Origin of the sequence: Pseudomonas sp. LPB4.O (assembly GCF_038383825.1) — a bacterium.
GTDB classification, from domain to species: domain Bacteria; phylum Pseudomonadota; class Gammaproteobacteria; order Pseudomonadales; family Pseudomonadaceae; genus Aquipseudomonas; species Aquipseudomonas putida.
In genome coordinates this window covers 3977751-4002223 of sequence record NZ_CP151298.1, presented here as the reverse complement: position 1 = coordinate 4002223, position 24473 = coordinate 3977751, and the positions used below count along the sequence as shown (strand labels likewise).

General features: G+C 57.6%; 34 protein-coding genes, 1 tRNA gene and 4 pseudogenes. 21 read left to right on the top strand and 18 right to left on the bottom strand.

The window, feature by feature from the left end:
- The 10 genes from MRBLPB4O_RS18125 (at position 1) to MRBLPB4O_RS18080 (ending at position 5320) form a co-directional block, all read left to right on the top strand.
- On the top strand, positions 1-525 hold the full coding sequence (locus tag MRBLPB4O_RS18125) for a hypothetical protein (RefSeq protein ID WP_341796152.1): 525 nt from the start codon (positions 1-3) through the stop codon (positions 523-525).
- Positions 525-1130 carry a tail fiber assembly protein gene (locus MRBLPB4O_RS18120; protein WP_341796151.1) on the top strand — a complete coding sequence of 202 codons (606 nt, stop codon included), beginning with the start codon at positions 525-527 and terminating at the stop codon, positions 1128-1130. Before MRBLPB4O_RS18125 ends, MRBLPB4O_RS18120 begins: the two co-directional genes overlap by 1 nt.
- 61 nt (positions 1131-1191) lie before the next feature.
- The gene (locus MRBLPB4O_RS18115) at positions 1192-1404 is read left to right on the top strand and encodes a hypothetical protein (RefSeq protein ID WP_341796150.1); all 213 of its coding nucleotides are present in this window, start codon (positions 1192-1194) and stop codon (positions 1402-1404) included.
- A gap of 70 nt (positions 1405-1474) precedes the next feature.
- The gene (locus MRBLPB4O_RS18110) at positions 1475-2209 is read left to right on the top strand and encodes an SGNH/GDSL hydrolase family protein (protein WP_341796149.1); all 735 of its coding nucleotides are present in this window, start codon (positions 1475-1477) and stop codon (positions 2207-2209) included.
- 59 nt (positions 2210-2268) lie between these two features.
- Entirely contained in the window at positions 2269-2757 is a 489-nt protein-coding gene (locus MRBLPB4O_RS18105; protein WP_341796148.1) for a glycoside hydrolase family 104 protein, read from the top strand.
- Entirely contained in the window at positions 2754-3290 is a 537-nt protein-coding gene (locus MRBLPB4O_RS18100; protein WP_341796147.1) for a DUF2514 family protein, read from the top strand. The genes MRBLPB4O_RS18105 and MRBLPB4O_RS18100 overlap by 4 nt, the downstream gene beginning before the upstream one ends.
- A 124-nt stretch (positions 3291-3414) precedes the next feature.
- Positions 3415-4209 carry a hypothetical protein gene (locus MRBLPB4O_RS18095; protein WP_341796146.1) on the top strand — a complete coding sequence of 265 codons (795 nt, stop codon included), beginning with the start codon at positions 3415-3417 and terminating at the stop codon, positions 4207-4209.
- Between the two features lie 208 nt (positions 4210-4417).
- Entirely contained in the window at positions 4418-4642 is a 225-nt protein-coding gene (locus MRBLPB4O_RS18090; RefSeq protein WP_341796145.1) for a hypothetical protein, read from the top strand.
- 73 nt (positions 4643-4715) lie between these two features.
- Positions 4716-5009, top strand: a complete 294-nt coding sequence (locus tag MRBLPB4O_RS18085; protein WP_027609668.1) for a hypothetical protein — start codon at positions 4716-4718, stop codon at positions 5007-5009.
- Positions 5006-5320, top strand: coding sequence for a hypothetical protein (locus MRBLPB4O_RS18080; RefSeq protein ID WP_341796144.1), 315 nt, complete (start codon positions 5006-5008; stop codon positions 5318-5320). Before MRBLPB4O_RS18085 ends, MRBLPB4O_RS18080 begins: the two co-directional genes overlap by 4 nt.
- A 389-nt stretch (positions 5321-5709) precedes the next feature.
- Here MRBLPB4O_RS18080 and MRBLPB4O_RS18075 read toward each other — a convergent pair whose 3' ends face one another.
- Positions 5710-6504: an aminoglycoside phosphotransferase family protein gene (locus tag MRBLPB4O_RS18075; RefSeq protein WP_259135879.1), complete on the bottom strand. Its 795-nt coding sequence runs from the start codon at positions 6502-6504 to the stop codon at positions 5710-5712.
- A gap of 422 nt (positions 6505-6926) precedes the next feature.
- On the opposite strand from MRBLPB4O_RS18075, the gene MRBLPB4O_RS18070 reads away from it, so the two are divergent.
- Positions 6927-8261, top strand: a complete 1335-nt coding sequence (locus tag MRBLPB4O_RS18070; protein ID WP_341796143.1) for a hypothetical protein — start codon at positions 6927-6929, stop codon at positions 8259-8261.
- Positions 8262-8493: 232 nt separating this feature from the next.
- Here the strand turns inward: MRBLPB4O_RS18070 and MRBLPB4O_RS18065 are convergent.
- A pseudogene (locus MRBLPB4O_RS18065) lies at positions 8494-8676 on the bottom strand (Presumed portal vertex protein); the annotation flags it as partial.
- 624 nt (positions 8677-9300) lie between these two features.
- Positions 9301-9477 (bottom strand): annotated as a pseudogene (locus MRBLPB4O_RS18060) (integrase); the annotation flags it as partial.
- Between the two features lies 1 nt (position 9478).
- On the opposite strand from MRBLPB4O_RS18060, the pseudogene MRBLPB4O_RS18055 reads away from it, so the two are divergent.
- Positions 9479-9703 (top strand): annotated as a pseudogene (locus MRBLPB4O_RS18055) (hypothetical protein); the annotation flags it as partial.
- Between the two features lie 61 nt (positions 9704-9764).
- Here the strand turns inward: MRBLPB4O_RS18055 and MRBLPB4O_RS18050 are convergent.
- Positions 9765-9893 carry a hypothetical protein gene (locus tag MRBLPB4O_RS18050; RefSeq protein WP_341798944.1) on the bottom strand — a complete coding sequence of 43 codons (129 nt, stop codon included), beginning with the start codon at positions 9891-9893 and terminating at the stop codon, positions 9765-9767.
- A gap of 67 nt (positions 9894-9960) precedes the next feature.
- Between MRBLPB4O_RS18050 and MRBLPB4O_RS18045 the strand changes: the two genes are divergently transcribed.
- The 6 genes from MRBLPB4O_RS18045 (at position 9961) to MRBLPB4O_RS18020 (ending at position 12420) form a co-directional block, all read left to right on the top strand.
- Positions 9961-10143: a hypothetical protein gene (locus tag MRBLPB4O_RS18045; RefSeq protein WP_063422729.1), complete on the top strand. Its 183-nt coding sequence runs from the start codon at positions 9961-9963 to the stop codon at positions 10141-10143.
- A 161-nt stretch (positions 10144-10304) separates the two neighbouring features.
- Positions 10305-10475: a hypothetical protein gene (locus MRBLPB4O_RS18040; RefSeq protein ID WP_019471592.1), complete on the top strand. Its 171-nt coding sequence runs from the start codon at positions 10305-10307 to the stop codon at positions 10473-10475.
- Positions 10472-10690, top strand: a complete 219-nt coding sequence (gene trbK / locus MRBLPB4O_RS18035) for an entry exclusion lipoprotein TrbK (protein ID WP_341796142.1) — start codon at positions 10472-10474, stop codon at positions 10688-10690. The genes MRBLPB4O_RS18040 and trbK overlap by 4 nt, the downstream gene beginning before the upstream one ends.
- A gap of 120 nt (positions 10691-10810) precedes the next feature.
- Positions 10811-11008 (top strand): hypothetical protein, encoded by a 198-nt coding sequence (locus MRBLPB4O_RS18030; RefSeq protein ID WP_341796141.1) that lies wholly within the window; start codon positions 10811-10813, stop codon positions 11006-11008.
- A gap of 353 nt (positions 11009-11361) precedes the next feature.
- Complete coding sequence (locus MRBLPB4O_RS18025; RefSeq protein WP_341796140.1) at positions 11362-11724, top strand: VOC family protein; 363 nt, start codon at positions 11362-11364, stop codon at positions 11722-11724.
- 333 nt (positions 11725-12057) lie between these two features.
- Positions 12058-12420, top strand: coding sequence for a hypothetical protein (locus tag MRBLPB4O_RS18020; RefSeq protein ID WP_341796139.1), 363 nt, complete (start codon positions 12058-12060; stop codon positions 12418-12420).
- A 253-nt stretch (positions 12421-12673) separates the two neighbouring features.
- Here the strand turns inward: MRBLPB4O_RS18020 and MRBLPB4O_RS18015 are convergent, their stop codons facing one another.
- A complete protein-coding gene (locus tag MRBLPB4O_RS18015; RefSeq protein ID WP_341796138.1) occupies positions 12674-13018 on the bottom strand; it encodes a type II toxin-antitoxin system HicB family antitoxin in 345 nt (114 codons plus the stop codon).
- Between the two features lie 94 nt (positions 13019-13112).
- Here MRBLPB4O_RS18015 and MRBLPB4O_RS18010 point away from each other — a divergent pair.
- Positions 13113-13271 (top strand): annotated as a pseudogene (locus tag MRBLPB4O_RS18010) (DUF2280 domain-containing protein); the annotation flags it as partial.
- Between the two features lie 152 nt (positions 13272-13423).
- Here the strand turns inward: MRBLPB4O_RS18010 and MRBLPB4O_RS18005 are convergent.
- The 11 genes from MRBLPB4O_RS18005 to adhP form a co-directional block, all read right to left on the bottom strand.
- Positions 13424-13744, bottom strand: a complete 321-nt coding sequence (locus MRBLPB4O_RS18005) for a hypothetical protein (RefSeq protein WP_341796137.1) — start codon at positions 13742-13744, stop codon at positions 13424-13426.
- Between the two features lie 28 nt (positions 13745-13772).
- On the bottom strand, positions 13773-14492 hold the full coding sequence (locus tag MRBLPB4O_RS18000; protein ID WP_341796136.1) for an SOS response-associated peptidase family protein: 720 nt from the start codon (positions 14490-14492) through the stop codon (positions 13773-13775).
- A 237-nt stretch (positions 14493-14729) separates the two neighbouring features.
- A complete protein-coding gene (locus tag MRBLPB4O_RS17995) occupies positions 14730-16094 on the bottom strand; it encodes an ATP-binding protein (protein WP_341796135.1) in 1365 nt (454 codons plus the stop codon).
- On the bottom strand, positions 16091-16753 hold the full coding sequence (locus MRBLPB4O_RS17990) for a response regulator (RefSeq protein ID WP_341796134.1): 663 nt from the start codon (positions 16751-16753) through the stop codon (positions 16091-16093). The genes MRBLPB4O_RS17995 and MRBLPB4O_RS17990 overlap by 4 nt, the downstream gene beginning before the upstream one ends.
- 2 nt (positions 16754-16755) lie before the next feature.
- Positions 16756-17397, bottom strand: coding sequence for a hypothetical protein (locus MRBLPB4O_RS17985; RefSeq protein ID WP_341796133.1), 642 nt, complete (start codon positions 17395-17397; stop codon positions 16756-16758).
- The gene (locus MRBLPB4O_RS17980; protein ID WP_016498943.1) at positions 17394-18200 is read right to left on the bottom strand and encodes an SDR family oxidoreductase; all 807 of its coding nucleotides are present in this window, start codon (positions 18198-18200) and stop codon (positions 17394-17396) included. Before MRBLPB4O_RS17980 ends, MRBLPB4O_RS17985 begins: the two co-directional genes overlap by 4 nt.
- Positions 18187-18867 carry an iron-containing redox enzyme family protein gene (locus MRBLPB4O_RS17975; protein ID WP_341796132.1) on the bottom strand — a complete coding sequence of 227 codons (681 nt, stop codon included), beginning with the start codon at positions 18865-18867 and terminating at the stop codon, positions 18187-18189. The genes MRBLPB4O_RS17980 and MRBLPB4O_RS17975 overlap by 14 nt, the downstream gene beginning before the upstream one ends.
- 8 nt (positions 18868-18875) lie before the next feature.
- The gene (locus MRBLPB4O_RS17970) at positions 18876-20345 is read right to left on the bottom strand and encodes an AMP-binding protein (protein WP_341796131.1); all 1470 of its coding nucleotides are present in this window, start codon (positions 20343-20345) and stop codon (positions 18876-18878) included.
- The gene (locus MRBLPB4O_RS17965; RefSeq protein ID WP_341798906.1) at positions 20335-21012 is read right to left on the bottom strand and encodes a thermostable hemolysin; all 678 of its coding nucleotides are present in this window, start codon (positions 21010-21012) and stop codon (positions 20335-20337) included. The genes MRBLPB4O_RS17970 and MRBLPB4O_RS17965 overlap by 11 nt, the downstream gene beginning before the upstream one ends.
- Before the next feature lie 468 nt (positions 21013-21480).
- The gene (locus MRBLPB4O_RS17960) at positions 21481-21687 is read right to left on the bottom strand and encodes a DUF6434 domain-containing protein (RefSeq protein ID WP_059395924.1); all 207 of its coding nucleotides are present in this window, start codon (positions 21685-21687) and stop codon (positions 21481-21483) included.
- A 91-nt stretch (positions 21688-21778) separates the two neighbouring features.
- Positions 21779-22789, bottom strand: coding sequence for an alcohol dehydrogenase AdhP (gene adhP / locus MRBLPB4O_RS17955; RefSeq protein ID WP_084966332.1), 1011 nt, complete (start codon positions 22787-22789; stop codon positions 21779-21781).
- 383 nt (positions 22790-23172) lie between these two features.
- On the opposite strand from adhP, the gene MRBLPB4O_RS17950 reads away from it, so the two are divergent.
- Entirely contained in the window at positions 23173-23367 is a 195-nt protein-coding gene (locus MRBLPB4O_RS17950; RefSeq protein WP_341796130.1) for a hypothetical protein, read from the top strand.
- A 1-nt stretch (position 23368) separates the two neighbouring features.
- On the opposite strand, the gene MRBLPB4O_RS17945 is transcribed toward MRBLPB4O_RS17950, so the two are convergent.
- Together MRBLPB4O_RS17945 and MRBLPB4O_RS17940 are read right to left on the bottom strand one after the other, a co-directional pair.
- Positions 23369-23782, bottom strand: a complete 414-nt coding sequence (locus tag MRBLPB4O_RS17945; protein ID WP_016498950.1) for a DoxX family protein — start codon at positions 23780-23782, stop codon at positions 23369-23371.
- A gap of 104 nt (positions 23783-23886) precedes the next feature.
- A tRNA-Leu gene (locus MRBLPB4O_RS17940) sits at positions 23887-23971 on the bottom strand.
- 201 nt (positions 23972-24172) lie between these two features.
- On the opposite strand from MRBLPB4O_RS17940, the gene MRBLPB4O_RS17935 reads away from it, so the two are divergent.
- Complete coding sequence (locus tag MRBLPB4O_RS17935) at positions 24173-24448, top strand: hypothetical protein (protein ID WP_016498951.1); 276 nt, start codon at positions 24173-24175, stop codon at positions 24446-24448.
- Positions 24449-24473 lie beyond the last annotated feature (25 nt).

Genomic DNA, 24473 nt, shown 5'->3' with positions numbered 1-24473 from the left:
ATGGCAAAACAAACAATCAACCTCGGGACAGCGCCCACCGGCGCTGGTGGGGATGATCGTCGAAGCGCGTGGCTGAAGGCGATCGCGAACTTCGATGAACTGTACAGTTTAATCGCAACGGCCTATCTGAAAACCAACGCTCTGGGATCCGTCAGCCAGGCTGCTGGAGTACCAACAGGAGCGCTCTTCCAAAGAGGCTCGAACTCCAACGGTGATTTCATTCGTTTTGCGGACGGTACGCAAATCTGCTGGGGAGTCATCACCTTGCCCAAACAGGCGTTGGGCTCCCAAGCCACAGCTAGGGCAACAATGCCGGCTGCTTTTGTCGCCCCGCCTAGAGTGCTTGCCTCCGCCTTGACATCAGTCGGGGTTAGCGGCAACCAATCAGCGATTGGTGAGCAGGCCTACAACGGTGTGTGGTGGAGCGCGACAACGACTCTTGTAGGAGCAGATTCTTGGTCATATCGCCACGCTACAACCTCTGATATGCAGTATCAATATTTCGCCATTGGCAGGTGGTTCTAATGCGCATCAAGCTCAGCCCAGTGCTGCCGATAGTCCCGTCTGCACTGACGATCTACAAGCAAGGCGACAGCCTTACCATCAACGGCTTGACCCTGGACTTCACGCAGATGCCCGATGGCGCCACGCTCCCGAGTGAGGCAACCCGGTGCACTTGGATCATTGCCCCGATCGAGCGCATCAGTGGCGACTTAGTGATTGTCCTGCAGTTGCCTATCCCAATCGATGCTACCCAAGAGGCCTGCTTCCCACGTGACATTGTTTCGCCGGCTGATGGCCTGATCGCGCTACCGATCCCGGAAGCGGACCAGCCTGCTCCGGCCCAGGGATATGCCGCTATCGATTGGAGCCTGTTGGTGACCGCCGAGGAAAAAGCCCAGGCTGCCAGCGAGCAACAGAGAACCACGGCTAACGCAGGGATCGCCCAGCAGCGTGCTATAGCGGATACGGCCATCGCGCCGCTACAGGATGCGGTAGACCTCGACGAAGCCACCCTTGGGGAGGTCAACGCCCTTAGAGCTTGGAAGCGCTATCGCGTGGCACTCAATCGCCTACCTGAGCAACCCGGTTTCCCCGAAACGATCGACTGGCCGGAATTGCCGGCGTGATCCAATGCTACATCCCAACCCGACCGCCGCCCGGCGGTTATTTTTTGTGTGGAGAAAACTCATGCCTTTTATCGTCATCAACACCACTAACAACTTTGACCCTATCCATCAAAATGAGTATGTCACTGAACAGGAGGCAGACGCCGCGGCGCGAAATCTGCTGGAGGAGCAGCCGGCCGCGCTTGTGAGAACTGCGCAGGTCCTCAAGCGTTATTCTGCTACGGTGACGATTACCACAGCCGACGCAGGAGAGCAGTCTTCCACTGTTGCTTAGCATGGCCGCATCTTGGGCATAGCAGGAAGAAACGCGTGTATATTGCGCGCATCGAATAAAGGAGTTGATGATGCGCGCCGCTGTGTTTATTGCGTCACTGGTTTTCACTCTTGCCAGCTTCGCTGGGCCTAAGTCACAGCTGGATGACCACCTTGCATGCCCGGCACCGGAGGCGGGGCAGTATCGCATTCTGTTCATCGGCGACAGCATCACCCGCCACTCATTCAGTGAAGAGACTATTCGCAACCTCGGGTGGGGGCACGTGTCCGGTATGGCCGCTACCAGCGACCAGATGGACTTTCCTGGCGTTGTTTCTCGTTTGATTCAGCAGGATCGAGATCAGCCGGTTGTGCGCTGCTATCACACCTATGGCGGTGGCGGCAGCATTGCCGAGCGAATCCAAGGCTTCAAGAATGTTGCCGACACAAAGCCCGATTTAGTGGTGATCCAACTTGGCGAGCACGATGATGCCGAGGTCGATGTCTACAAGTTCCGCTTCGATTATGCCCGCTTGCTGGACATGGCCAAGGGTATGTCCAGTCACCCCAAGGTAGTTGCTGTCGGGCCTTGGTACCCCTCTGCGCTGGAGTCGAAAGGGGTGTACCCCGCTGATCAAGTAAAGATCGACAGCGAAATGCGTTCGATCTCGGCATTCAAGCGCGTCCCCTACAGATCAGTTTCTGACATCGCTTCGATCTTGGGAACGCAGGGCCGCGGAACATCAGCCGGCGTCATGTGGCACCCGAATGACTATGGTCATTCCCTGTACGCTCAGAAGATATTCGAGATGTACAAGCAGCACTGACACACCATCGAACCTCACAAAGCCCGCCAAGCGCGGGCTTTTTTGTGCCTGGAGAAAACATGGCCAGACTCACCGAAACCCAGGCCGGAGGCGCGAACGTGCTCCGGTTTCTGGACCTGATCGCTTTCTCTGAGGGTACCTCTACCGTCAGGGTCAGCGACGACGGCTACAACGTGCTGTATGGCGGCGGCCTGTTCACTGGCTATGCCGACCATCCACGCAAAAAGCTGACGTTCCCAATCAACGGCAAACCGGTGACCAGCACCGCTGCCGGCCGGTACCAGCTGCTTGAGCGTTACTGGGATGCCTACCGTGCAAGCCTGCGCCTGGCTGGCGGCTTCACGCCGGAGAACCAGGACCGCATTGCGCTGCAGCAGATTCGCGAGCGCCGTGCGCTGGACGACATCAAGGCTGGCCGCATCCAGCAGGCTATCGCCAAGTGCTCGAACATCTGGGCAAGTTTCCCCGGCAACACCTACAGGCAGAACCCGCACCGCCTGGACAAGCTGCTCGGGCGCTGGGTGGAGCTCGGCGGGGTGCTGGCATGACCTGGCTCGGCGCGGTACCGGCTTGGTGCTGGTGGTTGATCGCGCTGGTACTGGTGGCTGGAGGCCAGGAAATTCGCGTGGGAGCGGGAAAGTCTGAGACGGCTGCCGCCCGAGGCGAAACCGCATCTGCGCGTAGCGAGCTCGCCGACTACCGCCTTGAGGTATCCGAGCGCGACCGGCGCGCCGCCGCCCAGGCCAGAACTGAAGAACAGCGCCGCCAGGCCGTGGCGGACGAGGAGGGTGAGAGTGCACGACAGAAACTGGAACTGGCCCAAGGCCGCGCCGCTGCTGCTGAGTCTGCTGCTGGCGGGCTGCGGGGTGAAATCGATCGACTGCGCGCCGGCCGAGCAGCAACCTGCGATACCATCGCTGCCCAGCAGCGCCAGGCAGGAACCTCTGCCGTGGTGGTGCTCGGGGGATTGCTTGAGGAGTCTGACCGAATGGCGGGCAGCCTCGCAGAAGCGCTTGAGCGAAGTCGAATAGCGGGGCTGGCATGCGAGGCTACTTATGCAGCGCTCATCAGTGGAGGGTAGGGTTGTGAAGCGTGACGTGACCGCTTGAACGCAGCATCCCTCGCAATCCAAATGGCTCTATTCTAGGCGGTTGGGCTGATGTGTTATCTTGGCGACCTTTAGACCGATTTCAGGATGAGATCTCATGCAACACAATTTGGAACGCATAACTGGAGCACAAAAATTTCTGGGCCTTCTTTGCAAGAACCGCTTGGAAATTAGGTTTAGCGCGCTAGCCGCTGGCTTTTTTTCCGTTTTAGCGAGCGTTGCTGCCCAGGCAGATGACATTGCCGGCGTATCAATCGGCTCATCGATGGAGGAAGCAAAAGCAGCTATTTCCAAAGCCAACCCCAACTACCAACTTTCCCCACTGATGCTGACTAACGGCAAGGAAGCCGGAGTTACAGCGGTGACTGGTGACAGATTGCCTGGAACTGGCACTACGAATTCTGGCGGTGCTTCGGATGAGTTTGTAGCCTTACAAACTGATGCCGGAAAAATTTGGTTCGTTGCAAGGGTCCAGCGCTTTGATGAAGGCGGTCGTATCGGAGTGGACGCCTTCAAGGGTGCGTTAACGGAAAAATTCGGTAACCCATCACCCAGCGTGAACCTCATGGGTCTCAGCATGAGCTGGCAATATGATCGTGACGGAAAGCAATGGTCTGGGTCGGGTGTAGAGCCATGCCAATTACAACATGGGTCATATCACATTCCAGGCGTAACGGTAAGTGCACCGCAATCGTTCAGCCCGAACTGCGGTAAGGTTATTTCTGTTAATGCTTCTACCCAGCCGGACGGCATGGTTCCCCATTACTCGATCACCATCACCGACGCCAAATCTATGTTTGATGAGCTGGCCGCTCGCGATGCCAAGGCTGAAGCTGAGCAGAAGCAGAGTCTCGCAGACGAAAAAGCTAAATCGGTCAAACCTAAGATTTGAGAGCAGATTGGCGCCGCCTGGATATCTTGGGGCGATCCGCATGCGTGGCATTTAAAGCGTTCTAGCGGGCACATCGTCCTGCAGTCTTGGTCGACTTTGTAACTAGACTGCCAGGTGTTAGATTTCGCCGCGGTATGGCTTCCGATGGCTCATGATCGCGCCACAACAGCGTGGTTGACCCTATTGATCAACTGATCGGAGCAGGGCAGTGGACAAGCGCACCTTCATAGGGATGGTCGAGGCCGGCGAGCCTCTGATTCAGCAGGCTATCGACGCCATGCGTGAGTATCACCAAGCTCAAGATAGCGGTGCGCCGGCAGAAGAGATCGAGCGTCTGCGCCTGCTCGCCGAATCATTGTTCCAGGCGGTATCCGACTACCAGCTTCGCGCTGTGGCAAAGGCTCGCGGCAAGGAGTTACCGCCTCTTCACTGATCCGCTGATCGGCGATTGCCCGGGGCCGAGCTCGCCTATACGATACTGTATCTTTATACAGTATTGGTGTCCCATGTATTTCCTCCTCGTTCGCCGCCGCGTGAATGGTGCGGCGATCCCAGCTGATCAGCTCAGGAAAGTTCAGCCTCTGCGCGCCGACGTCCACATCGGTGACCACCACAGTGAGCCGCTGGGGCGGGTATCGACCCAGGCATGGGTGTTCAACCCAACGCCCGGGCCCGATATCATCCCGCGCCTGCACGACGCCAGGGTCAACGGGATGGCCCAGCTCGGCATCAACATCAACGGGCTTGAGGAAGTCGACGGCGTTCTGTACGCCCAGTCCTGGTGGTGCAGGGCAGAATGATGGATGGGGTACCGAAAGCTTGGTTGGACGAGCTGAACGACCGATTCGCCTTGGTTACAGATCCCGATGGGCGCGCTGCTGTGCTCGGCGAGATGGCGTATGCCGCCCATCGTCGTCGAGAGGTTGGCGACGATAACCTGGTCGACATGCTGGAGCTGGCGGAAGCTGCAAGGGCGTGGGCGCTGCTCGAGCACGATGAGGCGTACCACATCGGCCTGTTCAGTTATGAGATTTCGAGTAAATGGGATGGGGACGAGCCAGGAAGGATCGTCGTAGGCAGAACGCCTGGATGGGGGGCTGACGCTGTCTAAAACTGCCTTGGAGCTTCTCGGTTTTACTGGGCCAAAATCGCGGAAACTGGCTGACCTGTATTAGACAGGCAAGACCCACAGGCCGCTTTCGGCGCGGCCTGAGACTTGATTCTCACGCTACTGCTGCATTACTGGCAGTTGCGCACATCGAACAGGTAAAAGCCGATGATCTCGGCCCGGCGAACGTAGCGCTCGATGTCGTTTGCTCGGGATATTTCATGGCCTGGGTACCGGTGCACCACCACATTTCGGATTCGATGCCGGTCTCTTGCGACCGGCTGCTTTCGACCCATAGCGGCCATTCGCGGAAGACAGCAACCGGCCAAAAGTAGTCTTAGCTATCGCAACCCACGGTTGAAAAAAATTCTGGCCTCGCCATACCGTAAAACTCATAAACCGAGCGCCAACGCTGCAAGCTTCGCCACCTCAAGGGGGGCATCTGGCTCAATGTCGTCCTCGAGCATCCAGGCTGCTGACAACCCCGCCCATGCGAGCACCCACTGCAACAACCTCCGACGATCAATTTCGGAGGCGTGTGCCACAACCCCTAAACGACGCTCGAAGCAACCTGGAGCCAAAGCGGTTTTGCTATCCGGATTGCAGAAAATATTCGCGTAATCGAAGCCGCGCTCACCGTACAGTCCCTTAGGATCTATAGCGAGCCATCCTTTGGCGCCAAAGTCCAAGACATTTCCGTGATGGATGTCGCCGTGCAGTACCGTGACTTCGCGGGGCGCAGCTAAAAGTTGGCGGGCAGTATCTGCGCAACGTTCAAAGACACCTCTGTGCGTTGCCGCTGCGCTCCATAAGGCGTCGAACCGTTTAACCAGGGGGACTAAAGCAGGCAGCGGTCTTGTACGTGGTATGTGGAGGCGGCGGACCACCGCACAGATAATACGAGTCGCCTCGTCGTCCTGGCCGCAGCTCACCATGTGCGCAAGGGAAACCGAACCCTTCGCACGCTCCATAAGTAAAGCCTCACCGTCATGTGCCAGCACGGGGGCTGCTCCTTCACCGTCCCACCAAGCCATGAGCAGGTTGCCCGCTTGCTCTTCTAGCTCTTGCGAAATTTTGAGCATGGCTGGTAGGCCGTGGTGGCGAACGGGCAGTAGATGTCCATTCAGCGAGGCGAAAGCATCACCGTCGATGGTCAGTTCCCATCGTTTCAAGTAGGGATCAAACATGAATTCATTAATTTTCGCACTTTCCGGAGCAGCATTATGACTGATTGAGATACCAGACTAAACGTCTGCTTTTGGCGGACTGCTGCCTTCCCTGACGGGCAGCGTTGGGTCTATAGGTGCCTGTCACCGGTGAGAGGGCCGCTATCGACCCAAAGCGGACGTTCACGACAGACCGATTTCGGCCAGAAGCGGTCAGTCCGACCGATAAATAAATCTGTGCTTTTTTCCAGTCCCTTTTTCAATTTGGCCCTCTTCTCCACTACCACATTGAACTACTGCGGAGGGGCAAGGCGCCGGCAAGGGCTTGGCCCCTGGCCGTCTTGATCCCATGTCGTTCAAATGCTCGGTCATGCGCCGGCTAACATTCCATGCTTCGCTAGCGTCGCTGATTTTAGGTGTCTCGGCAGCAGGATCAAATCTCTTTGACTACACTCAATGGCCATGGGCCATTAGGAATATACCTTGCCCGTGCTTCATGGCACAAAGAAAAGGACAATACAATGATCCCCCATGAATTCCAACCAAACTTAAACACTCAAGCAGTTAATGATTTCATCAAAGATGAGAATCTTGGACAGGGGACTACCTATCATGAACCCACGCCATCACGCCAAGGCTACATAATTTCAGCCGCACCCAAAAGGATTGCCGGAATATTTGATGAAATTGAGAATGAAAACAACATTCTAACTCCACTGTCAATGTTCTGGACCCGCCTAGAACACTACATAATCACCGAGGGAAATGCCCCAGACACAAGAGTTATCTCCGAAATACAGATAAGCGTACCCCAAGAGCAAAAACTAAAACTCTCGATCTGGGCAAATCTACTAATAAAATATGGGGCAAACGCGCCCTCTGCCGAGACAAGGAACGAAATAGAATGTCATTTCAGCTCTTATGATTTCAGAACACATGGAGACCTTATACAATATGTAGAAATGATATTGACCAACAACCCAAATATAAAAAAAGAGATGCTGTATATCTCTTATTCATTCTCAATCGAAAAAGTTGGAGATCCGAAGTCATATGACGAAATTCGCAAGAAGGCGTTGGATTTCTACACGGGAAATCAAGACGGAATAATTTATCCCACCCCACATGACGCAAAGGATCCCGGAGAGCGAATCGGCGATAACCCAAAGGGCTGGTTTGCAACAAAAGGGCTAAGAGCTCAATTTTTGAAATACGAACCGATAGCTGGATTCCCAGATAAAAAAAGGGATCCCCTCCACGAGCAAGACGTAACAGGGCGAAATCAAGAGGACGTACTAGGAGATATCGCAAAGGAAGAAGCCCGGGTTCTAGAATGCGCCTATGTATTCAAGCAGCACAATTACAAAATCGCAACTCTATTTGAATATCCGGAATTCAAAATGATCTGGCGAGAACGTCGAATTGTCCTCTATCGAGACGATTGCGGCAACGAAATATCAATTAGGATTCAAGTTCCAATAATCCAAATCAGAATATCTCGAATAAACCTATGGGCATATATGAGATATCCAACCAACACCGGCGAAGTAAACGATCTTATCGCCAAGGTTCTGGAGCGCTGCGCAATTAGAGCAGCTTTATCCGGGGCTGTAGTGGGTGTAGCTCTAGGAAACTTCGCAGCTGCGGTGGCAGCCTTCAAAGCTGTATTTCAACGATGCATAGACGAACACATTGATGCAATAATCAAATGTATGATACCAGGCTTATCACTTCTATCAGAGATCAAGAATGACTGGGAAGACTTTTTAGTACCCTAGCGCCACTCCAATCCAGCGAAAAAGAGGAACTGCTATGTCCACAATAAAGTTCATAAAGAAGAAGCCTAACGGCCCTCTTGGCAATTTCGATTACATATACGAATGCACTTGCAACAATAAAAAGAAGCATGAACTAACCATCCCGGCCGCTAATGACAATGAAGCCAAGCAATTAGCAGAACTAGAATGCAAAGAAAAATGTGGTGAAATTTAACGTGATATGCTTTTGGCATTAGATTGTGTAAACCCTCACCACCTCCTTCCCCACCCACTCGTTCACCTGCTGGAGCCACGCCTGAGTGAGCTCCAGCTCGTTCGCCGTCCACATCTGCGCCGCGCCTTTGATCGACCCGAACCCGCCTGCGTTCACCCGCACAATCCCGATCAGTTGCGGTGGGATGCGCAGCGCGGCAAGAAAAAAGGGGACAGATTTATTCTTTGAAAAATCTCATTCAAGGTCCGCTTCTGGCCGATTGCTGCCCTTCGCGAAAGGCCGCTATGGGTCGAAAGCGGACAGTCAACCGCGGCTCCCAGGTGATGCCCATTTTGATACCACTGATAGGAAATGAGGGGGTGAGGAGGGGGATTTCGCCCAATAAAATTACCCCCTTAGTACCGCTCAACACTCCAAAAAAATTCTGCATGGTGATGTTAGCGGTGTAGATCAGTCCCCGGTGTCTGATACCGGTGAACCCTAATCGTGGAGAGGGAGTTCCGAGGTTCGATTCAGCGCTGCAGATGCATCACTTGAAGGAGGGTGAAAGGGCCTCAGGACCAGTTCCAAAACTAAAAGGGCGACCCTTGTAGAATGGGGGTTACAGCGGGGAAAATCCTTCTTCGTTTTGGAACTGATTTTCACGCCCAGCCCGCAATAATCGGTGATTCTTGTATCGGATTGCAAATCCGTCTACGCCGGTTCGATTCCGACCTCGGCCTCCACCATTCGAAAGCCCCGCAGATTAACGTCTGCGGGGTTTTTCTTTGTGCGCAGAAAAGCTGAAGTGTTCCGCAACTTTTGGCATGTGTTCCGCAACCCCCCTTATTTTGTGGGGCTCACGATCTCGCCAACGCGCCGGTAGACGCGCTTGGTGATCTCTTCCTTCGAGTGCCCCAATAGCCTGCTGGCGTGCCCTATGTCTTCGATTTCAGAGGCAGCCTTCGGTCTGATATCGCGGAACTGGAACTGCCGAACTGAGGCGGCCAGGTCAGCGTTGCCGAATGACGGCACTCGTATTGATGTTCGGGTGAGGTTTTGCCGACCTGGTGGGACGCAGATGTTCTTGGGGATTTATGCCCGGTGAGGGATGGCTTTATACGAAGAGGCATTCACCTCTCAGCCAGGCGAGTCGATGACGAGGATGCTTGCCAGGGGAGTGGCTCAAGCTCGTCGCATCGCTGCCGAGGGCGCTCCTGCCGCCGATCTTCTCGCCGCCTCGAAATAGAGGGAGAGGGGTTGCAGCTGGGTGGAGTGCAGGTGTACTCCTGGCGCGTTACGGCTGACTTTTAAGGGGGGCCGAAGTCCTCAAGGAACACGGTGATCGTGTCCAGCCGAGGTGCGCCGGTGATCACCAGCTTCGTTACCGTCGAGCGCTCAACCTTCAGCGGCTTGGTCGGTTTGTTTTCTGTGGGCATGGGGATACCTCGGAGCCTGGCAAAGCCGGGCTACGCTGAATGTTACATTGGTAGAGGAGGTCCGGAGATGACTACAAAGTTCGTCTGCCAGAACTGTGAGAAAGAAACGGAAGCAGAGCTGGATCACGATGAAGAATTGAACAGGCAGGCCTTCTACTGCCAGCACTGCGGGGCAAAGCATGTTTCGGTGATGGAGTCGCGTGCACCCGGCGGTCCGGTGGAGATGCAGTTCCGAGTTGTCGAAGACTAGGCTGCAACAGCCTGGGTAGTGGCTGATCGCCAAGGAGCCGCCCTCGCCGGAGAGGCGTTATCCTTGAATAGGGGAAGGCGCTGGCTGATGGCACGGCGCCACGTTTTGCGGAGGGTGGGGAGGTTTGATATAAAGCCCGGCCATTTCCAGGAAGGAACCTCATGAAACGCACCATCATTGGCTCAGCCATCATCGCCATTGCTGCCCTGTCCCTCAGCGGGTGCTGGGAGTCCGAGGAAGAGAAGAAGGCGCAGGCACAGCAGGAAGCCAGCGAGAATCTCTGGAACATCACTCCGCCTGATGAGAGCCAGGACAAGGGATTCAAACCGTGAAGTCATGCCTTACCTCAATCCTCGCTGCGGCACTCGTTATGAGCTTGGCTGGCTGCAAAGAAGACGCCGTCGACACGGCAGCCTACGAGCCGACCAGCGAACACTGTCAGCCCGACTACCTGAAAACGCTTTCAGACAACAAGGCCCGCGAAGACCTGGTCGAGAAGTGCATGACCGGTGGCTCGTACAAGAAGTCAGAGCCGAAGACCTGGTAACGTCCGGTCTTCGTCATACAGCGCCGCCTCATCAGGCGGCGTTTTCGTATGTGGGGAAGGCGCTGGCGTGCAGCGCTGCTGTTGTTATGCTTGGCCGCTTACCAAAGAGGAAGAGTGGTAATGCAGTTGCGTGAAAGACTTCGGGCGTTCCAGCTATGGTTCAACCCGAAGCGCAGACGGTGGGCTGGCGTGACCCTGATCACGCTTGGGGTGGTTGGGATGTTTCTCAACCCGCAAAGCCGTTGGACCCTGGTGCTGGGAACTGGAATCTACTGGTTCTTCACGGCCCTGCCGCCCGCACTCGGCGGTAAGCGTTGAGGTGCTGGCGGGCAGCGCCGGAGTGTCAGGCGGCGATCGGAAGCTCTTTGCCCAGGGCCTGCTGAACTGTCGCGATGACGCGGCAGAGGTAGGCCCAGTCAGGGTTCGGCTCCATGGCGCCGGGTCTTCGAGGTACACACTGATCGGATCGAGGCCGTGCACCTCGGTGATCAGCAGCTTGGTGACGGTCGATGTCTCGATGTTCATGGCTTTGTCCATGCATGCGCCGCCCTCCGTGGCCGGATGCGACATGGTGGCAGTGTGAATGCCGAAAAATTGATTTGGTCTGTGGCTGTTAGAGGTGAACAAGACTGCGTCGTGTTAGATTGCGTGCATCAAACAAGGAGGTTTAGATGAGCCAGAGCAGAGACAGCAAGATCGATAACATTGAGTTCAATGTAGCGAGCATTGAGCGCAGCAAGGCTTTCTACGGTGAGGCCTTCGGCTGGAGCTTTGTGGACTATGGCCCCAGCTACACAGAATTTAGCGATGGGCGTCTTACTGGTGGTTTTACGACCGGGGAGCCCGTGCAGCCCGGAGGCCCGCTGGTGATAGTGTATTCAACTGATCTCGAAGAGTCGCAACGTAAACTTGTTTCGGCGGGCGCCCGTATCAGTCGAGAAATATTCTCTTTCCCTGGAGGGCGGAGATTCCACTTCACCGACCCAGATGGATACGAACTGGCTGTTTGGAGTACCGATATTCCAGAGGTTTAGATTTGCCCCCGATGGTTCTATGCATGCGCCGCCCTCCGTGGCCGGATGCGGCATGGTGGCAATTTGGTTTGGTTTGGTTTGGTTTGGGATGGGGTATCAGGGGTGACCGGCATGGGGCCGGGCATCGTCAGAGCCATCATCGCCTCCATTGCGTACGAAGGTGGCGCCAGGCCCGATGTCGAGTAGGTCGCATACCCGGTTGATGATCTTTTGCCTTCGACAAACATCGCCAAAAAGCCCAGCCATAGAGCTGGGCTTGTTCGTTTTAGGGATTTACTTGAGGTGGGGCCAGAATGGTAGAATTTGCGCCCCTTGAACCTTGAGATGGATCTTATGCGACAGTTTTTGGCAAAGACTTTTGGGGGGCTAACTCCGAGCTACTACGCTCGACAGTTATTCTTCGGCGCGCTGTTTGGGGCTTTTTTCATTTACATGAAATCACGCGCTCCACTAGGTATTGATTTCGCAACGGTAGCCATCTCGGTGGTGAGTACCTTGCTCTATCCCTATTCTCGATTTGTTTACGAGAGCGTGGTGGGCTTCATCATGGGGCGCAACATGTTCTTCGTGAATGCGCTGCTGATGCTGTTTATCAAAGTGATGACGATGTTCATGTGCTGGTTCCTGGCGATCTTCGTCGCGCCACTGGGATTGCTGTACCTCTACTGGCATCACAGTAGACAGCCTACCAACTAAATCCTCCGAGCCCAGCCTAGCGCTGGGCTTTTTCGCTTATGCAGATGACGCTGAAAGTGCAGTATGAGAGGGGCAGGGCGGCCGGAGGCAACGCTGTTTAAAGGCCCGTCCCCTGCTGATCACAGGCACCCTAACACGGCTTCAGCGCCGGTCATCCGCACCCATTCATGAGCGCGGCCAAGTGCCGTGTTTTTTATTGCCCGAATAGGCCCTCAAGAGGGCCGGTGAGAGTGCCGACCCCTTGGGTGTGCGATCAAGCAGCCTGCAGCGCGGTAGGTATCACCTGAAGTCGAACTCCGAACTTGGCCAGAGCTTCTTCCAGGCTCTCGAGCTTCGAGGTGTGCTCGAAGTCGACCAAGCGCCCGGCTGCGGTAGGGGAGATGCCAAGCATCGAGGCTAGGTCAGCCCGGGTCTTGCCGGAGCGGACCAGCTCATTCCACAGTGCGATTTTTGCGACCGTTACGCCAGAAAGCCGAACGATGTGATCGCCGGCTTCGGTGGCAGGTGGAATTGCTCGCTTCTGGTCCACGTAGATTGACAGCGCCAGGACGAGCCCGTCCACCGCATTTGCCAGAAGCTCCTCCAGGCTATCGCCCACGCTGTGAGCCTCAGGGATGTCTGGGCAAGACGAGGCGATACCCATCTGCTCAAGTCGGCCTGAATCCTGACAGGTCCTGACGGATGACATTCACATGGCAGCACTACGAAGCGAGGTCAAAGCCTTCATTGTTCATGCTCTGGCCTGCTTCGATACACCCAGCCAAGTGGTGGAGGCCGTCAAGAAAGAATTTGGGGTAGATGTCAGTCGCCAGACGTGCGAGGGGCATGACCCAACCAAGTACGCCGGACGGGGCCGGTTCGATTCCGACCTCGACCTCCACCATTTGAAAGCCCCGCAGATGAAAATCTGCGGGGTTTTTCTTAGTGCGCTGAAAAACCTGATCGTATCCGCATCAGCCCTCCACTGGGCACGGCTGAATGGCTATCAATCTGCAGGTAGCATTCAGAGCTTGTATTGAATGGTGTAGGACGCATCGGTTCTCGGTTCTATCGTAATAGGAATACCGAAGAGCTTCCCTCGACAATCACTGACAACACAGCGATACACCGTTCCCTGCTGGAGCTGGGCCCATAAGCCTTCGTCATGTATCGCGATACCTAGTACACGGTTGTTCGGATCCTCTCTGACCTGAGCAACGAAGTGGTCCAGGTCGCACCCGAACTCGGCAGTGGTAAACTCTGGATCAAAGCCGATCAGCACACCGTGCCTTTTCAGATCGTCCCTGATACGCTCAATCACGTCGTCTGCTTCTTGTTTTAGCATGATCGTTATCTCGCGGTGCTTGTACTCATCAAAACTCTAGCTGACCCTGATGATTTTCGTTGTTCATCGGTGTAATCAACGACTCACCCTCATTCCTCACATTTCCTACCGCCTTGCCGACCGGATACCACCGGAATTCCGCAGCTGGCATGCAACCTTGCCCCACGATCGCCGCAGCCCGCTCCGGCGATGTAGTCGGGTCGATCCATTCCCGCGCGAGCTCAGGGGGCAACACCAAGGGCTTCCTGTCGTGGATGTCGATCAGTCCCTGATCCGCTGCTGCGGTGATGATCACAAATCCATCGCGCTCGTCAGGCCCGGTGTTCTGGTGCACTTCTGCAAGCGCAGCGAAATAGAGCGGGGCGCCGTTGGCGCTTGTGATGTAGTACGGCTGCTTGCGCTTCGGATCCGCTGGGTCTGGTATCCACTCGAACCAGCCGTTCGCCGGCGCCAGGGCTCTACCACCTGGCCACAGGTCTTTGAAGAATTTCCCTGTTAGCACCGTTTCAGCCCGGGCATTGATCGGGTCCGGCCGCTTCCCCTTCGCCCAAAACGGCGACCACCCCCACTTGACCCGATCTACGCTGAGTCCATCGTCGACCGGGCGGATAACTTCGACGCGTGTCGACGGTGCCACGTTGAAGCGGTTGATTGGCGCGTGGTCGTAGCCATTGATCACCACCAGGTCCAGCGACAGCTGGCGCAGGTAATGATCCATCGACTCATAGATCGAGTATCGTCCGCACATTTTCCCACCTCTCGCCCGACAGATTGTTCATCACTCAGAATTTACCGGGCACCCGATGCCAGATTGGTTGTATATAAATACAGTTGTCGTTGGGCCTTTCGCACTGTGGCGAGAGACGTCTTACTCATTCGCGGGTTGGTCGGGCGGGTTAAATTCAGACCGCTTGAACGTCGATGACTCAGTGCTTGTAGAGTAACGCTTCAACTACAACGCCGAACGGCGAGTATGCTGGGGAATTCAAGCCACCGGAAACAGCAAGGTGGCGGCTAGCCCGCCGCTTGCTCGATTATGCAAATGCACCTGCCCGCCCATCCGGTCAACGATGGTCGCCACGATGGAAAGCCCAAGGCCTGCACCATTGGGACTGTTACGGCTGTAGAAACGCTCGAATACGCGCGACAGGCTGGCCTCATCGATACCCGGCCCCTCGTCCTCGACGACCAGCTCGACGTGATTCTCCAAGCGCCTGAGTGACACCGTGATGCGGCCAGCGGGCGGTGAGTGCTCCACCGCGTTCGACACCAGGTTCTGCAGGGCGATGCCCAGGGCGCCGGCATCGATTGTCAGGTGATGGTCGCCTTCACCGATGTCCAACGAGGGCTCCAGGCCGCGGTCCAGTATCCACGGGGTCAGGTCAGCCAAGGTCTCGGTGGCCACTTCGGCCAGGTCGATCTCAGTACTGGCTCGCTGCCCCAGCCTTGGCTCGACACGGGCCAGCGTCAGCAACTGATTGACAACCCGGGTAAGCCGGTCCACCCCACCCATCAGAAAGCCCAGCGCTTTGTGTCGCTCGGCCTCGTTGCTGGCCTCCAGCGCGTTCTGCGCGTGCAGGCGGAGAACGGCCAAGGGTGTGCGCATTTCGTGGGCGGCATCGGCAATGAACCGATGCTCACGCCGCAACAGGTCCTCGATCTGCGCCAACAAGCGGTTGATGGCGGCCTGCATGGGCTCCAGCTCCGAGGGCAGAGGCACCAACTGCAGCGGCTCTAGCGAATCGGCGTGACGCCCACGGATGATGTTGGCCATGTTCTGCAACGGCCGCAGTCCCCAGCCGATAGCAGCCCAAACCAGCAGTGCCAACACCAGGCTGCCGACCAGGAACGGGAACAGGGTGTGGCGAACGATGCGATCGATCAAGTCGTAGCGCACATCGTCACGCTCGCCCACCCAGATCACCCAGTGTCGTTCCGGCACCGGCAGCACGAAACCGCGCCATTGCTCGCCACCGCTGGAAAAGTCGTAGAAACCGGGGACCGTCGGTGGAGGGTCGATGGTCGGCGCACTGGGTGTGTGCACCAGCAGGCCAGCGCCGTCCTGCCAGACCTGGAATGCCAGCTTGCTCTCGTAGGGGTGGCCTACCCGATGGTGGCCCGCCTGGGCCAATGCCTCGTTGAATGCCTGGTACATCGCTTCACGCGAGCCACTTTGCACCGGCAGGCTCATGACGCCCTGCAGCAAGCGAGCGTTCTGAGCCAGGTGCGCGTCGTAAACCTCGTTAATTTCATGGCGGCTGTCGTGATAGTTATAGAGCGCCAGCAGGCCGGTCCCCAGCAGCAGCAACAGCATCACCCGCCACAGGGTGCGTTGGCGCAGCGAGCTCATGCCTTGGCCTCGACCAGATAGCCAATGCCGCGCACCGTACGGATCAGCCCGTTGAACAGTTTTTTGCGCAGGTGGTAGATGTTCACCTCCAGCGTGTTGCTCTCGGGTTCCTCATCCCAGCCATACAGCAGCTGGGTCAGGCGTTCGCGGGTGAAAACCTTGCCCGGCTGCGCCAGCAACTCGTGCAACAGCATGTATTCCTTGGGGGTCAGCACCACTTCAACGCCGTTGTAATGAACTTGCTGGGTAGCTGGGTCGAGGCTGACGCCGGCATGCTCGATCATGACCTTGGCGCGGCCGGCGCTGCGCCTGAGCAACGCGCGCAAGCGTGCCTTCAGCTCGTTGAGGTCGAACGGCTTGACCAGGTAATCGTCGGCGCCGGCATCGAGGCCGGTGATGCGATCATCGAGGGTATCCCGTGCGGTGAGGATCAGCACCGGGAGGCTGTCGCCGCCGGCGCGTACCCGCCGCAGGAGTTCAATGCCATCCATGCGGGGCAATCCAAGATCCAGGATCACCAGGTCGAAGATCTCGTGTTGCAAAGCATGCAAGCCACTGACACCGTCACGCAACCAGTCGAGGGTGTAGCCCTCCTGGCGCAAACCGTCGCAGATCCCCTCTCCCAGTGCGATATCGTCCTCAACCAGCAAAAGCCGCATGTTCAGTCCTGTTTGTCCTTGATCGCCTTGAGTAAAGCATCGATATCCGCGCGACGACCCTGATCAGCCAGCTCACGCCCCGGCCGCGGTGGGGCTTGCAAGGCTTTGTGTAGGGCTGCGGTAGCCTCCGGGTAGCGTTTTTGCCGATACAGATGATCAGCCCAGAAATAGTTGCTGTCGATACCGCCGGGGCTGATCTGCAGGGCTTTGCGCAGCATCTTGTCGGCCATCTCGGCATCACCGAAACCAATCGGCCAACCGGGCACTTGATCGTACAGCGTGCCCAGGCTGGTATAGGCCGAACCCTGCAGGGCGTTGGGGTTCAGCTTCATGGCCTGCTCCAGGCTAGCCTTCGCGGCCTTGACCTTGCCTAGCGCGCCAAGGCCACCGGTGGCCCCCGCCCAGCTGCTGTTGATGATGCCCTCCCAGATCAATGGCTCTGGGGTACCGGGATACTGATGAACGAAGGCCGTCGCGTCACTCGCCAGCTTTTCGAAGGCGTCAGCACGTTTGTCCTTGGGTAACTGGTACTGGATCTGCGCCCAGCGCTGCTGTAGCTCACTCAGGTGCTGTGTGCCGGTCTGATCCAGTGCCCAGGTGAAGGGTGCGAATGCCAGCAAGCTGGCGATGAGCAGTCGCTTCATTTGATCGACTCCTTGGAGTGGCTGCCGATGTAGCGGCGAATGACAGGCAATTGTTTGCGCAGTGCGCGGTCGACTACACCCGGCAACATGCCGTTAATGCGCACGAAGAGCTTTTCCGGCCAGCCCAGGTAAAGCTCGCTGCGTTCAGACTCCACGGCCTGAAGCACTGCACGAGCGACATCCGCGGGGTCGTCCATGCCGACTTTCAACGCTTGATTGAGCGCTGTCGCAGCACTGCTATTCATCGCTGTGCGGGTCGCGCGGGGCGCTGCATAGAGCACATTCACCGTGGTGTCGGCCAACTCGCGCCGCAGCGCTTCCGAAAAGCCACGCAGGGCGAATTTGCTGGCGCAGTAGGTGGCATAGCCGGGGTAGCCGATCGAGCCATAGGTGGATCCGACATTAACCACCAGCGCCTTGGGCTGGGTGCGCAGCAACGGCAGGCAGCCACGTGTCAGTTGTATCGGCGCCTTCAGATTGATGTCCAGCAGCTCATCGAGCTCGTGCTCGCCCAACTGATCGAGCAAGGCGAAGCGGTTCACCCCGGCAGCGTTGATCAGAACGTTGACATTGCCCATCTCGCGGGCTCGACCAACCACTTGCTCGCGCCCTGCCTGGCTGCGCAGGTCAGCTTCTTGCCAACGCAAACGGTCCGGATACCGATTCATCAGGCCAGCCAGCTTGCCCATGTGCCGGCTGACCGCCAGCACCTGGGCACCGGCAGCGCACAATTGCCCGGCAAGCTCCAGTCCAATACCCCCGCTGGCACCGGTGAGAACCACCACGGATTCAGGCAAGCGCATGACGCACCTCGTGCTGCGCGGCGCGCGGCAAGCCCTGGAACATCTCGGTGTACAAGCGGTAGACGACCTTTGCGGCGTGGATGACAGCCTGCTGGTCGCCCTCGTCATCGAGGCGGTCCATCAACTGCTTGTAGGTCACCATGTGGTCCTGGTCGAGCGCACCATGGGAGCTGAGGTAGCTGAACGCCTGGCCAGGCAAGCCCAACGTGCTCTGGATGGTGGCCGCCGCCTGCGTGGCCAGGGCGATGCTGGTGCCTTCCAGTACGTTGACCATGCCGAACAGCCCGACAGGGTTACCGCGTGCAATCAGGTCGTAGAGGTAGGCGACCATCAGCTCGATTGGTAGCGCTGGCCGACTATCACGCACGGCCTCCCAGTCGCCGCCGCAGGCGTTGATGTCGTTGAGGATCCACTGTTCGTGGCCGTACTCCTCATCGATGTATTCGCACACGGCACCGCGCAGCCATTCCAGGCGCGACGGCAAACGCGCGCCACAGGCCATCATCAGCGGCACCGTATGGCGGACATGGTGGTAGGCCTGGGTCAGGAAGGCGACGTAGCTGTCCAGGCTGACCTGGCCGGCCAACGCGTCCCGGATTACAGGCACTGCGAATAACGCCTGACGCTCCTCGGCAGTTTGTGTTTGCAAAGCATCGAAAAATGACATGGTGAACCTCACAACGCGATGTCGGATAACAGGGTTTGGTAACGCTGCAGGATCGCCTCGCGCCGTGGGCGGCCGTTGGCAGTCAGGGTTTCATCAATGGGGCTTAGCGGGGCCGGCAAACGGCGCCAGGCATGCACATGGGCGTAATCGGGCAGTTGCGCGTTGCAGTGCCGTACGGCCTGCTCGATAGCCTCGTCGCTGGCGGCGGGGTCCAGTGGCCAGAGCAGCGCCAGGTTGTGCGGCAAGGCTTCGCCATGCACGAATGCCTGTGCAATCACGCCGCCCTGAGTCAGCTCCGACTCAACCCACTCCGGGTTGACGTTACGACCGAAGCTGGTGATGAACTGGTGCTTACTGCGCCCGTCAAGGTACAGGTAGCCCTCTTCGTCGAGGTGACCGAGGTCGCCCGTCGCCCACCACTCACCGGTCACCGGCGCCTCTTCCAGGTAACCCAGCAAGGTCGAGCCAGCCACCAGCACCTCGCCGTCGTCAGCAATGTGCACCTGCACATGGGGCAAGGGCTTACCGACGCTGCCTGGGCGAACGGCCCCCGGGCGGTTCAGCGCAACCACCGAGGCGCATTCGGACAAGCCATAGCCTTCGAATACTGGCAAGCCGACGGCATCGGCCCGAGCCAGCAGGTTGGGTGATACCCGGGCGCCGCCCACGGCCACGAATCGCAGTGGGCCAACACCCATGAGCCTGCGCTCGATAGCGGTGACCAGCCCCATCAGCAGTTGCGGCACGAGGATCAGACTTTGTGCACCGCTTAGGGCAATCGCAGCGAGCAAGCGCTTGAAATCCACCTGGCTTGCGCCGCCCATGCCCAACTGTTGCTGCGGGTAGAGCTGGACGCAGGCGCCCGCCATGAGCGCGGCATATACGCCGAGGTTCTCCAGCAATACACCCAGTGGCAGTACCGCCAGGTATTGCTGAGGCTCGGTTGGTCGGCTTGCAGCTTCCAGCTCCCGCGCTACCCGCAGCATGGCCTCGGCGCCCAGGCATACGCCCTTGGGGCTCCCGGTACTACCGGAGGTGTAGGTGATCTTTGCGGTGCCCGCCGGCAATTCAGGCGCGACGACGCCATCACGCGTCAGGAAGCCTTCTGCCGGCTTTTGGGTAAACCCTTGCTCAAGGAGCTGGGCGGTCCACTGCGTCTCGCACAGCACGCTCGTGGCACCACTCTGCTGCAGGCAGTGCCGGAACTGAGCCGCGCTGAAGAACGGCGGTACGATCACACAAGTGCGCTCGGCGAAAAGAGCCGCCAAGTCCCAGAAAAGCAGTTCAGGCCCGTTATCCAGCACCATGACGAACGTGCCCGCTGGCCTGGTCAGCAAGCGGGCTACACGGAATTCGACCTCGTCAAGCAATTGCCGGTAGGTGAAACACTGGCCCAGGCCCTGAACAGCTACAGAATCGGGTTTTTGCTGGGCATGCTGGAGCAACAACGCCTGAAAGAGATGCAGTTCATGCGGCATGACCGGTCTCCTGGGCCCGCTTGGGAAACCCAAGGCGTTGGAACACCCCCGCCCGGGTCAGGGCATCGAAGCCATGGCCGATGTTGCCGGCGAACACATGTGGTCGTTGGTCGTAGTACGTTCCCCACTGATTAGACTGCCCCTGCAAGCGCTCAGGATCAGCCGCAGCCAAAACGGTAGGCATCAAGCCCAGCCGTTGAAAACTGTTGATCAGTGTCGCCGCGCCGGTGAATGCCACCCACTCCAGGCCACGCGAAGCCAACAACCAAGTCACGGCAATGATCATGATTCGGGCGCTGCCAGCACTGAGTGAGGCCAGGTTGCCCACTTCGACCATGCCTGTACGGTCCAGGGCAACACCGGCGACCTGCGAAACAACCACCTCCAAAGGGGCGTCCAGATACCGCTCGAGAAACAGAGGCCCGTCGCAGGCTGATCGCATGCCGGCCGCTGCGATCAGGCGTCCGTGGCTGTCATGCAATGCCAGCAGCTCTGGCAAGTAATGCTGCACATCCGCTTGGTGCACGGTGGCAAAGCACTGGTGGATGAAGTGCTCCAGATCCTCGCGTGAAGAGTCGCCTGCCAGATGAAGCGACAACCGCGCGTGGTGGTCGGCATGACTGCCTACAGGAAGCGGGAGCAGGCTGCTCCATTCAGATTCGCTCATAAAACTCCCCCGATTGGGTTCGACGGAGAGAATTATCAGCGGCGAATCTGAAGGGAATCTGAAGTCAAACAGCAGAAAGCGTCTGAGATCAGGATCAGTCGCAGAAGATCGAGCACTCGGCCACTGCACCAGCTGCGTGTTCAACTTGATGACGGTGAAAACCCGATGCTGGCACCAGCGCGCTGTGGCCAAATGGATCCGACAGTCTATGCCAGGCCGCGCACTGCGTCTTGAGCACTTATCTTGAACCTCATCTCTGAGGCGATGGTCATCAGCAGGAGGGCGATTAATATCGTCTCGGCGCCCTCATTAAATATTGAAACGTTCTCAAGCTATGGTGAACTCAAGCCAAATCCAACATTGATGGAGTCAGGAAATGGATTATTCCAGCATGGTTGAATCGTTGGACAAGATGCTCAAAGACGCGGCTACAGCACAATCCGGCTTACAGGCATCAGGTGCCGGCTGTCATCGATGGATTCGCTGCCATTCGTCCGCGACTTCGCCCATCGTGGAGGGTGCCCCGGTTTTGATCCATGCCATAAAGGCACGGTCGAACTTGAATGACGCGCCACATTCACTGAGCAGAAACTGACGAACCTTCTGCGTGTTGCGGTAATGCTTGTCCAGCGGTGTGGCTCTGGTGATCGGGCCGGCGTGCCAGTCGAAGCTCATGGTCTGTTCCTTGACTGTTGAGAAGGCAAAAAGCCCGTAGAGGATCATCTACGGGCGTTGTGGTCGTGCGAAATGATCAGCTTTGAGGCAATCAACCTTCGAACTGGATCACCATACGCCCTTTGATCTTGCCTTCCAGCATCTCGTCGAAGATCTGGTTGATATCCTCGATTGGCCGCAAAGTCACCTTGGGCACCACTTTGCCTTCAGCCGCAAACTGGAAGGCTTCCTGCAGATCCTGGCGTGTCCCGACCAGCGAGCCCACCACTTCGATGCCATCCAGCACCAGGCGGGGAATGTTCAGGTCCATGGATTCAGACGGAAGCCCGACCGCAACCAGGCGCCCGCCAGCGCGCAGGGCATCGACGGCCGAGTTGAACGCGCCTTTGGCGACGGCAGTCACCACGGCGGCGTGGGCGCCACCGGTCTTGGCCTGGATAACCTTTGCGGTGTCTTCGTTGAGCGGGTTGACCACCAAGTCTGCGCCCATTTCGCTGGCGAAGCGCAGTTGCTGCTCATTGACGTCGATGGCAATCACTTTGGCGTTGAAGACGTTCTTGGCATATTGCAGGGCCAGGTTGCCCAGCCCGCCGAGGCCGTAGATGGCAATCCATTGGCCTGGGCGGATGTTGGAAATTTTCACCGCCTTGTAGGTCGTGACGCCGGCGCAGGTGATGCTGCTGGCGGCAGCGGAATCGAGGCCGTCGGGTACTTTGACCGAGTAGTCGGCCTTGACGATGCAGGCTTCGGCCATGCCACCATCCACGGTGTACCCGGAGTTCTTCACCTCGCGGCACAGGGTTTCGTTGCCGCTGTTGCAATACTCGCAATGCCCGCAACCCTGGTAGAACCAGGCAACACTGGCACGGTCGCCCGGCTTGAGCGATGTAACGCCCGGCCCGACTTCCTGAACCACGCCGATGCCTTCGTGGCCCAGCACGACGCCGGTCTTGTCACCGAAATCGCCATTTTTCACGTGCAGGTCGGTGTGGCAGACACCGCAGCATTGCATCTTCAGCAGCGCTTCGCCGTGTTCGAGGGGGCGCAGGGTTTTTTCTACCACGTCCACGCGACGGCCTGGTGCAACAACAGCAGCTTTCATAAGAGCCTCCGTGTCTATCCGAGTGAGCTTGGGTTATCGCTGGGTTAGCATAGCCCTTGCCGGGTCGGGCAAAACTGCTTCAGGTCATGCATCAAGAACACGTCGCAAAAAGAAAAGCCCGCGGCAATGATGCGGCGGGCTGCAAGAACGTACGGAGCGGGGCCAGTGTGCCAATCCGGTTGTCAGTATTTCGTGAAGCTCAGGTCATGAGGCTGTCATGCTCCCAAAGCCATAAAAAAGCCCGCCATGAAAGGCGGGCAAAAGACGTTTGAAGGGAGAGACTGCAGGCTGCGCGTGGCCGGTTAACCCAGGATTAAGCAGCAACACATTGACCTCGGAACCTGATACGCCTATACAGGCCTGCCATCACCCCAGGAGCCAGCATGCACGACGACGACCTGCACGAACCCGAGCACGATCACCTGCTTGACCATGAATTTCTCTACGACGACATGGAGCCCGAGGCGGATGCCCAAGGCGCCGAGGATGAAGTGGAAGAAGACGAGGAAACGCTGGATGACCTCGATGACGAGGAGCGTGATCACCCAGCCTGGTTCGATGACTGCGAAGACGACTGACTCAGCGCCCGTCCACCGAAAAACGCCCTGGGCCGCTCACGGCCAGCAACAGCAGGCCGCCCATGATGCTCATGTTTTTCAGAAACTGGGTCATGTTGGCGCTGCGTTCGGGGTCGACCATGTTCCAGAACGGGTGGCCCAGCAGCGCCGTGCCCAGCACGAACAGCGCAAACAGAAACGCCAGCGGACGTGTGTAGAAGCCCAGGATCAGCAGGATGGCGACGACAAACTCCATGATTACGGCAATTGCAGCCGCCAGCATGGGGGCAGGGGCGCCCAACGACGTCATGTAGCCAACCGTGCCATCAAATCCGGTGAGCTTGGCCCAGCCAGACAAGACGAACAGGATCATCAGCAATACGCGGGCGATCAGGATAATGATGTCGCGTTGGCCATCGAACAGGGAGTAGCGCATGGTGGCGTTCCAGTGGACGGGGACAAGTTCCACTCTAGCAGCTGCGCAAGACATTGCTTGCAGGCAGCAAAAAGGCGCCGCACGGGCGCCTTTTCAACGAAGTTTGGTGCGAGTGGCGGGACTCGAACCCGCAAGGCTCACGCCGACAGATTTTAAGTCTGCTGTGTATACCAATTCCACCACACTCGCACGCTTGAAAGGGCCGCAACGACCAGCTCGCTTCTAAGCAGAAGGGCTTTGCAATCAAGCGCGCTTTATAACCCATTGTTATAGTTGAGTCAACTGCAGCACCTATGATCAACAGAATGAAGGGCCGAACCACTGGATAATTGACAGCTTGCTGTCATTACGCCACTGTCACCCCTTTATTGGATCCAAGAGTATGCGGCGATGGCTCAGTCCGACGCTAGCGAGCGTGTCGTGCGCCCACGGCTGTTGTGGCGGCTGCTGTTTGCGCTGGTGATCGTGTTGGGGGCGTTTCTTTACCTCAGCCTGATCAGCCTGGGTGGCTACCTCTTGATGCTCGGTTTCGATGCCGAGCACCCACAGCCGCAGCGGTGGATGGCTCTGGCTGGCGGCGGAGGGATCATGCTGGTTGGCCTGTGGCTGCTGAAAGTTGCCATGCCACGCCGTATCAGCCCTGCGTTGGTCGAGCCTGAACGCTGACCATTGGTAGCCAGAGGGGGCCGTT

What these genes read in the sequence shown, in the direction of transcription:
- MRBLPB4O_RS18125 (WP_341796152.1), top strand. Translation starts at nt 1, where the DNA reads ATGGCAAAACAAACAATCAACCTCGGGACAGCGCCCACCGGCGCTGGT.
- MRBLPB4O_RS18120 (WP_341796151.1), top strand. Translation starts at nt 525, where the DNA reads ATGCGCATCAAGCTCAGCCCAGTGCTGCCGATAGTCCCGTCTGCACTG.
- MRBLPB4O_RS18115 (WP_341796150.1), top strand. Translation starts at nt 1,192, where the DNA reads ATGCCTTTTATCGTCATCAACACCACTAACAACTTTGACCCTATCCAT.
- MRBLPB4O_RS18110 (WP_341796149.1), top strand. Translation starts at nt 1,475, where the DNA reads ATGCGCGCCGCTGTGTTTATTGCGTCACTGGTTTTCACTCTTGCCAGC.
- MRBLPB4O_RS18105 (WP_341796148.1), top strand. Translation starts at nt 2,269, where the DNA reads ATGGCCAGACTCACCGAAACCCAGGCCGGAGGCGCGAACGTGCTCCGG.
- MRBLPB4O_RS18100 (WP_341796147.1), top strand. Translation starts at nt 2,754, where the DNA reads ATGACCTGGCTCGGCGCGGTACCGGCTTGGTGCTGGTGGTTGATCGCG.
- MRBLPB4O_RS18095 (WP_341796146.1), top strand. Translation starts at nt 3,415, where the DNA reads ATGCAACACAATTTGGAACGCATAACTGGAGCACAAAAATTTCTGGGC.
- MRBLPB4O_RS18085 (WP_027609668.1), top strand. Translation starts at nt 4,716, where the DNA reads ATGTATTTCCTCCTCGTTCGCCGCCGCGTGAATGGTGCGGCGATCCCA.
- MRBLPB4O_RS18080 (WP_341796144.1), top strand. Translation starts at nt 5,006, where the DNA reads ATGATGGATGGGGTACCGAAAGCTTGGTTGGACGAGCTGAACGACCGA.
- MRBLPB4O_RS18075 (WP_259135879.1), bottom strand. Translation starts at nt 6,504, where the DNA reads ATGTTTGATCCCTACTTGAAACGATGGGAACTGACCATCGACGGTGAT.
- MRBLPB4O_RS18050 (WP_341798944.1), bottom strand. Translation starts at nt 9,893, where the DNA reads ATGCCCACAGAAAACAAACCGACCAAGCCGCTGAAGGTTGAGCGCTCG.
- MRBLPB4O_RS18045 (WP_063422729.1), top strand. Translation starts at nt 9,961, where the DNA reads ATGACTACAAAGTTCGTCTGCCAGAACTGTGAGAAAGAAACGGAAGCA.
- MRBLPB4O_RS18040 (WP_019471592.1), top strand. Translation starts at nt 10,305, where the DNA reads ATGAAACGCACCATCATTGGCTCAGCCATCATCGCCATTGCTGCCCTG.
- MRBLPB4O_RS18030 (WP_341796141.1), top strand. Translation starts at nt 10,811, where the DNA reads ATGCAGTTGCGTGAAAGACTTCGGGCGTTCCAGCTATGGTTCAACCCG.
- MRBLPB4O_RS18025 (WP_341796140.1), top strand. Translation starts at nt 11,362, where the DNA reads ATGAGCCAGAGCAGAGACAGCAAGATCGATAACATTGAGTTCAATGTA.
- MRBLPB4O_RS18020 (WP_341796139.1), top strand. Translation starts at nt 12,058, where the DNA reads ATGCGACAGTTTTTGGCAAAGACTTTTGGGGGGCTAACTCCGAGCTAC.
- MRBLPB4O_RS18005 (WP_341796137.1), bottom strand. Translation starts at nt 13,744, where the DNA reads ATGCTAAAACAAGAAGCAGACGACGTGATTGAGCGTATCAGGGACGAT.
- MRBLPB4O_RS18000 (WP_341796136.1), bottom strand. Translation starts at nt 14,492, where the DNA reads ATGTGCGGACGATACTCGATCTATGAGTCGATGGATCATTACCTGCGC.
- MRBLPB4O_RS17995 (WP_341796135.1), bottom strand. Translation starts at nt 16,094, where the DNA reads ATGAGCTCGCTGCGCCAACGCACCCTGTGGCGGGTGATGCTGTTGCTG.
- MRBLPB4O_RS17990 (WP_341796134.1), bottom strand. Translation starts at nt 16,753, where the DNA reads ATGCGGCTTTTGCTGGTTGAGGACGATATCGCACTGGGAGAGGGGATC.
- MRBLPB4O_RS17985 (WP_341796133.1), bottom strand. Translation starts at nt 17,397, where the DNA reads ATGAAGCGACTGCTCATCGCCAGCTTGCTGGCATTCGCACCCTTCACC.
- MRBLPB4O_RS17980 (WP_016498943.1), bottom strand. Translation starts at nt 18,200, where the DNA reads ATGCGCTTGCCTGAATCCGTGGTGGTTCTCACCGGTGCCAGCGGGGGT.
- MRBLPB4O_RS17975 (WP_341796132.1), bottom strand. Translation starts at nt 18,867, where the DNA reads ATGTCATTTTTCGATGCTTTGCAAACACAAACTGCCGAGGAGCGTCAG.
- MRBLPB4O_RS17970 (WP_341796131.1), bottom strand. Translation starts at nt 20,345, where the DNA reads ATGCCGCATGAACTGCATCTCTTTCAGGCGTTGTTGCTCCAGCATGCC.
- MRBLPB4O_RS17965 (WP_341798906.1), bottom strand. Translation starts at nt 21,012, where the DNA reads ATGAGCGAATCTGAATGGAGCAGCCTGCTCCCGCTTCCTGTAGGCAGT.
- MRBLPB4O_RS17960 (WP_059395924.1), bottom strand. Translation starts at nt 21,687, where the DNA reads ATGAGCTTCGACTGGCACGCCGGCCCGATCACCAGAGCCACACCGCTG.
- adhP (WP_084966332.1), bottom strand. Translation starts at nt 22,789, where the DNA reads ATGAAAGCTGCTGTTGTTGCACCAGGCCGTCGCGTGGACGTGGTAGAA.
- MRBLPB4O_RS17950 (WP_341796130.1), top strand. Translation starts at nt 23,173, where the DNA reads ATGCACGACGACGACCTGCACGAACCCGAGCACGATCACCTGCTTGAC.
- MRBLPB4O_RS17945 (WP_016498950.1), bottom strand. Translation starts at nt 23,782, where the DNA reads ATGCGCTACTCCCTGTTCGATGGCCAACGCGACATCATTATCCTGATC.
- MRBLPB4O_RS17935 (WP_016498951.1), top strand. Translation starts at nt 24,173, where the DNA reads ATGGCTCAGTCCGACGCTAGCGAGCGTGTCGTGCGCCCACGGCTGTTG.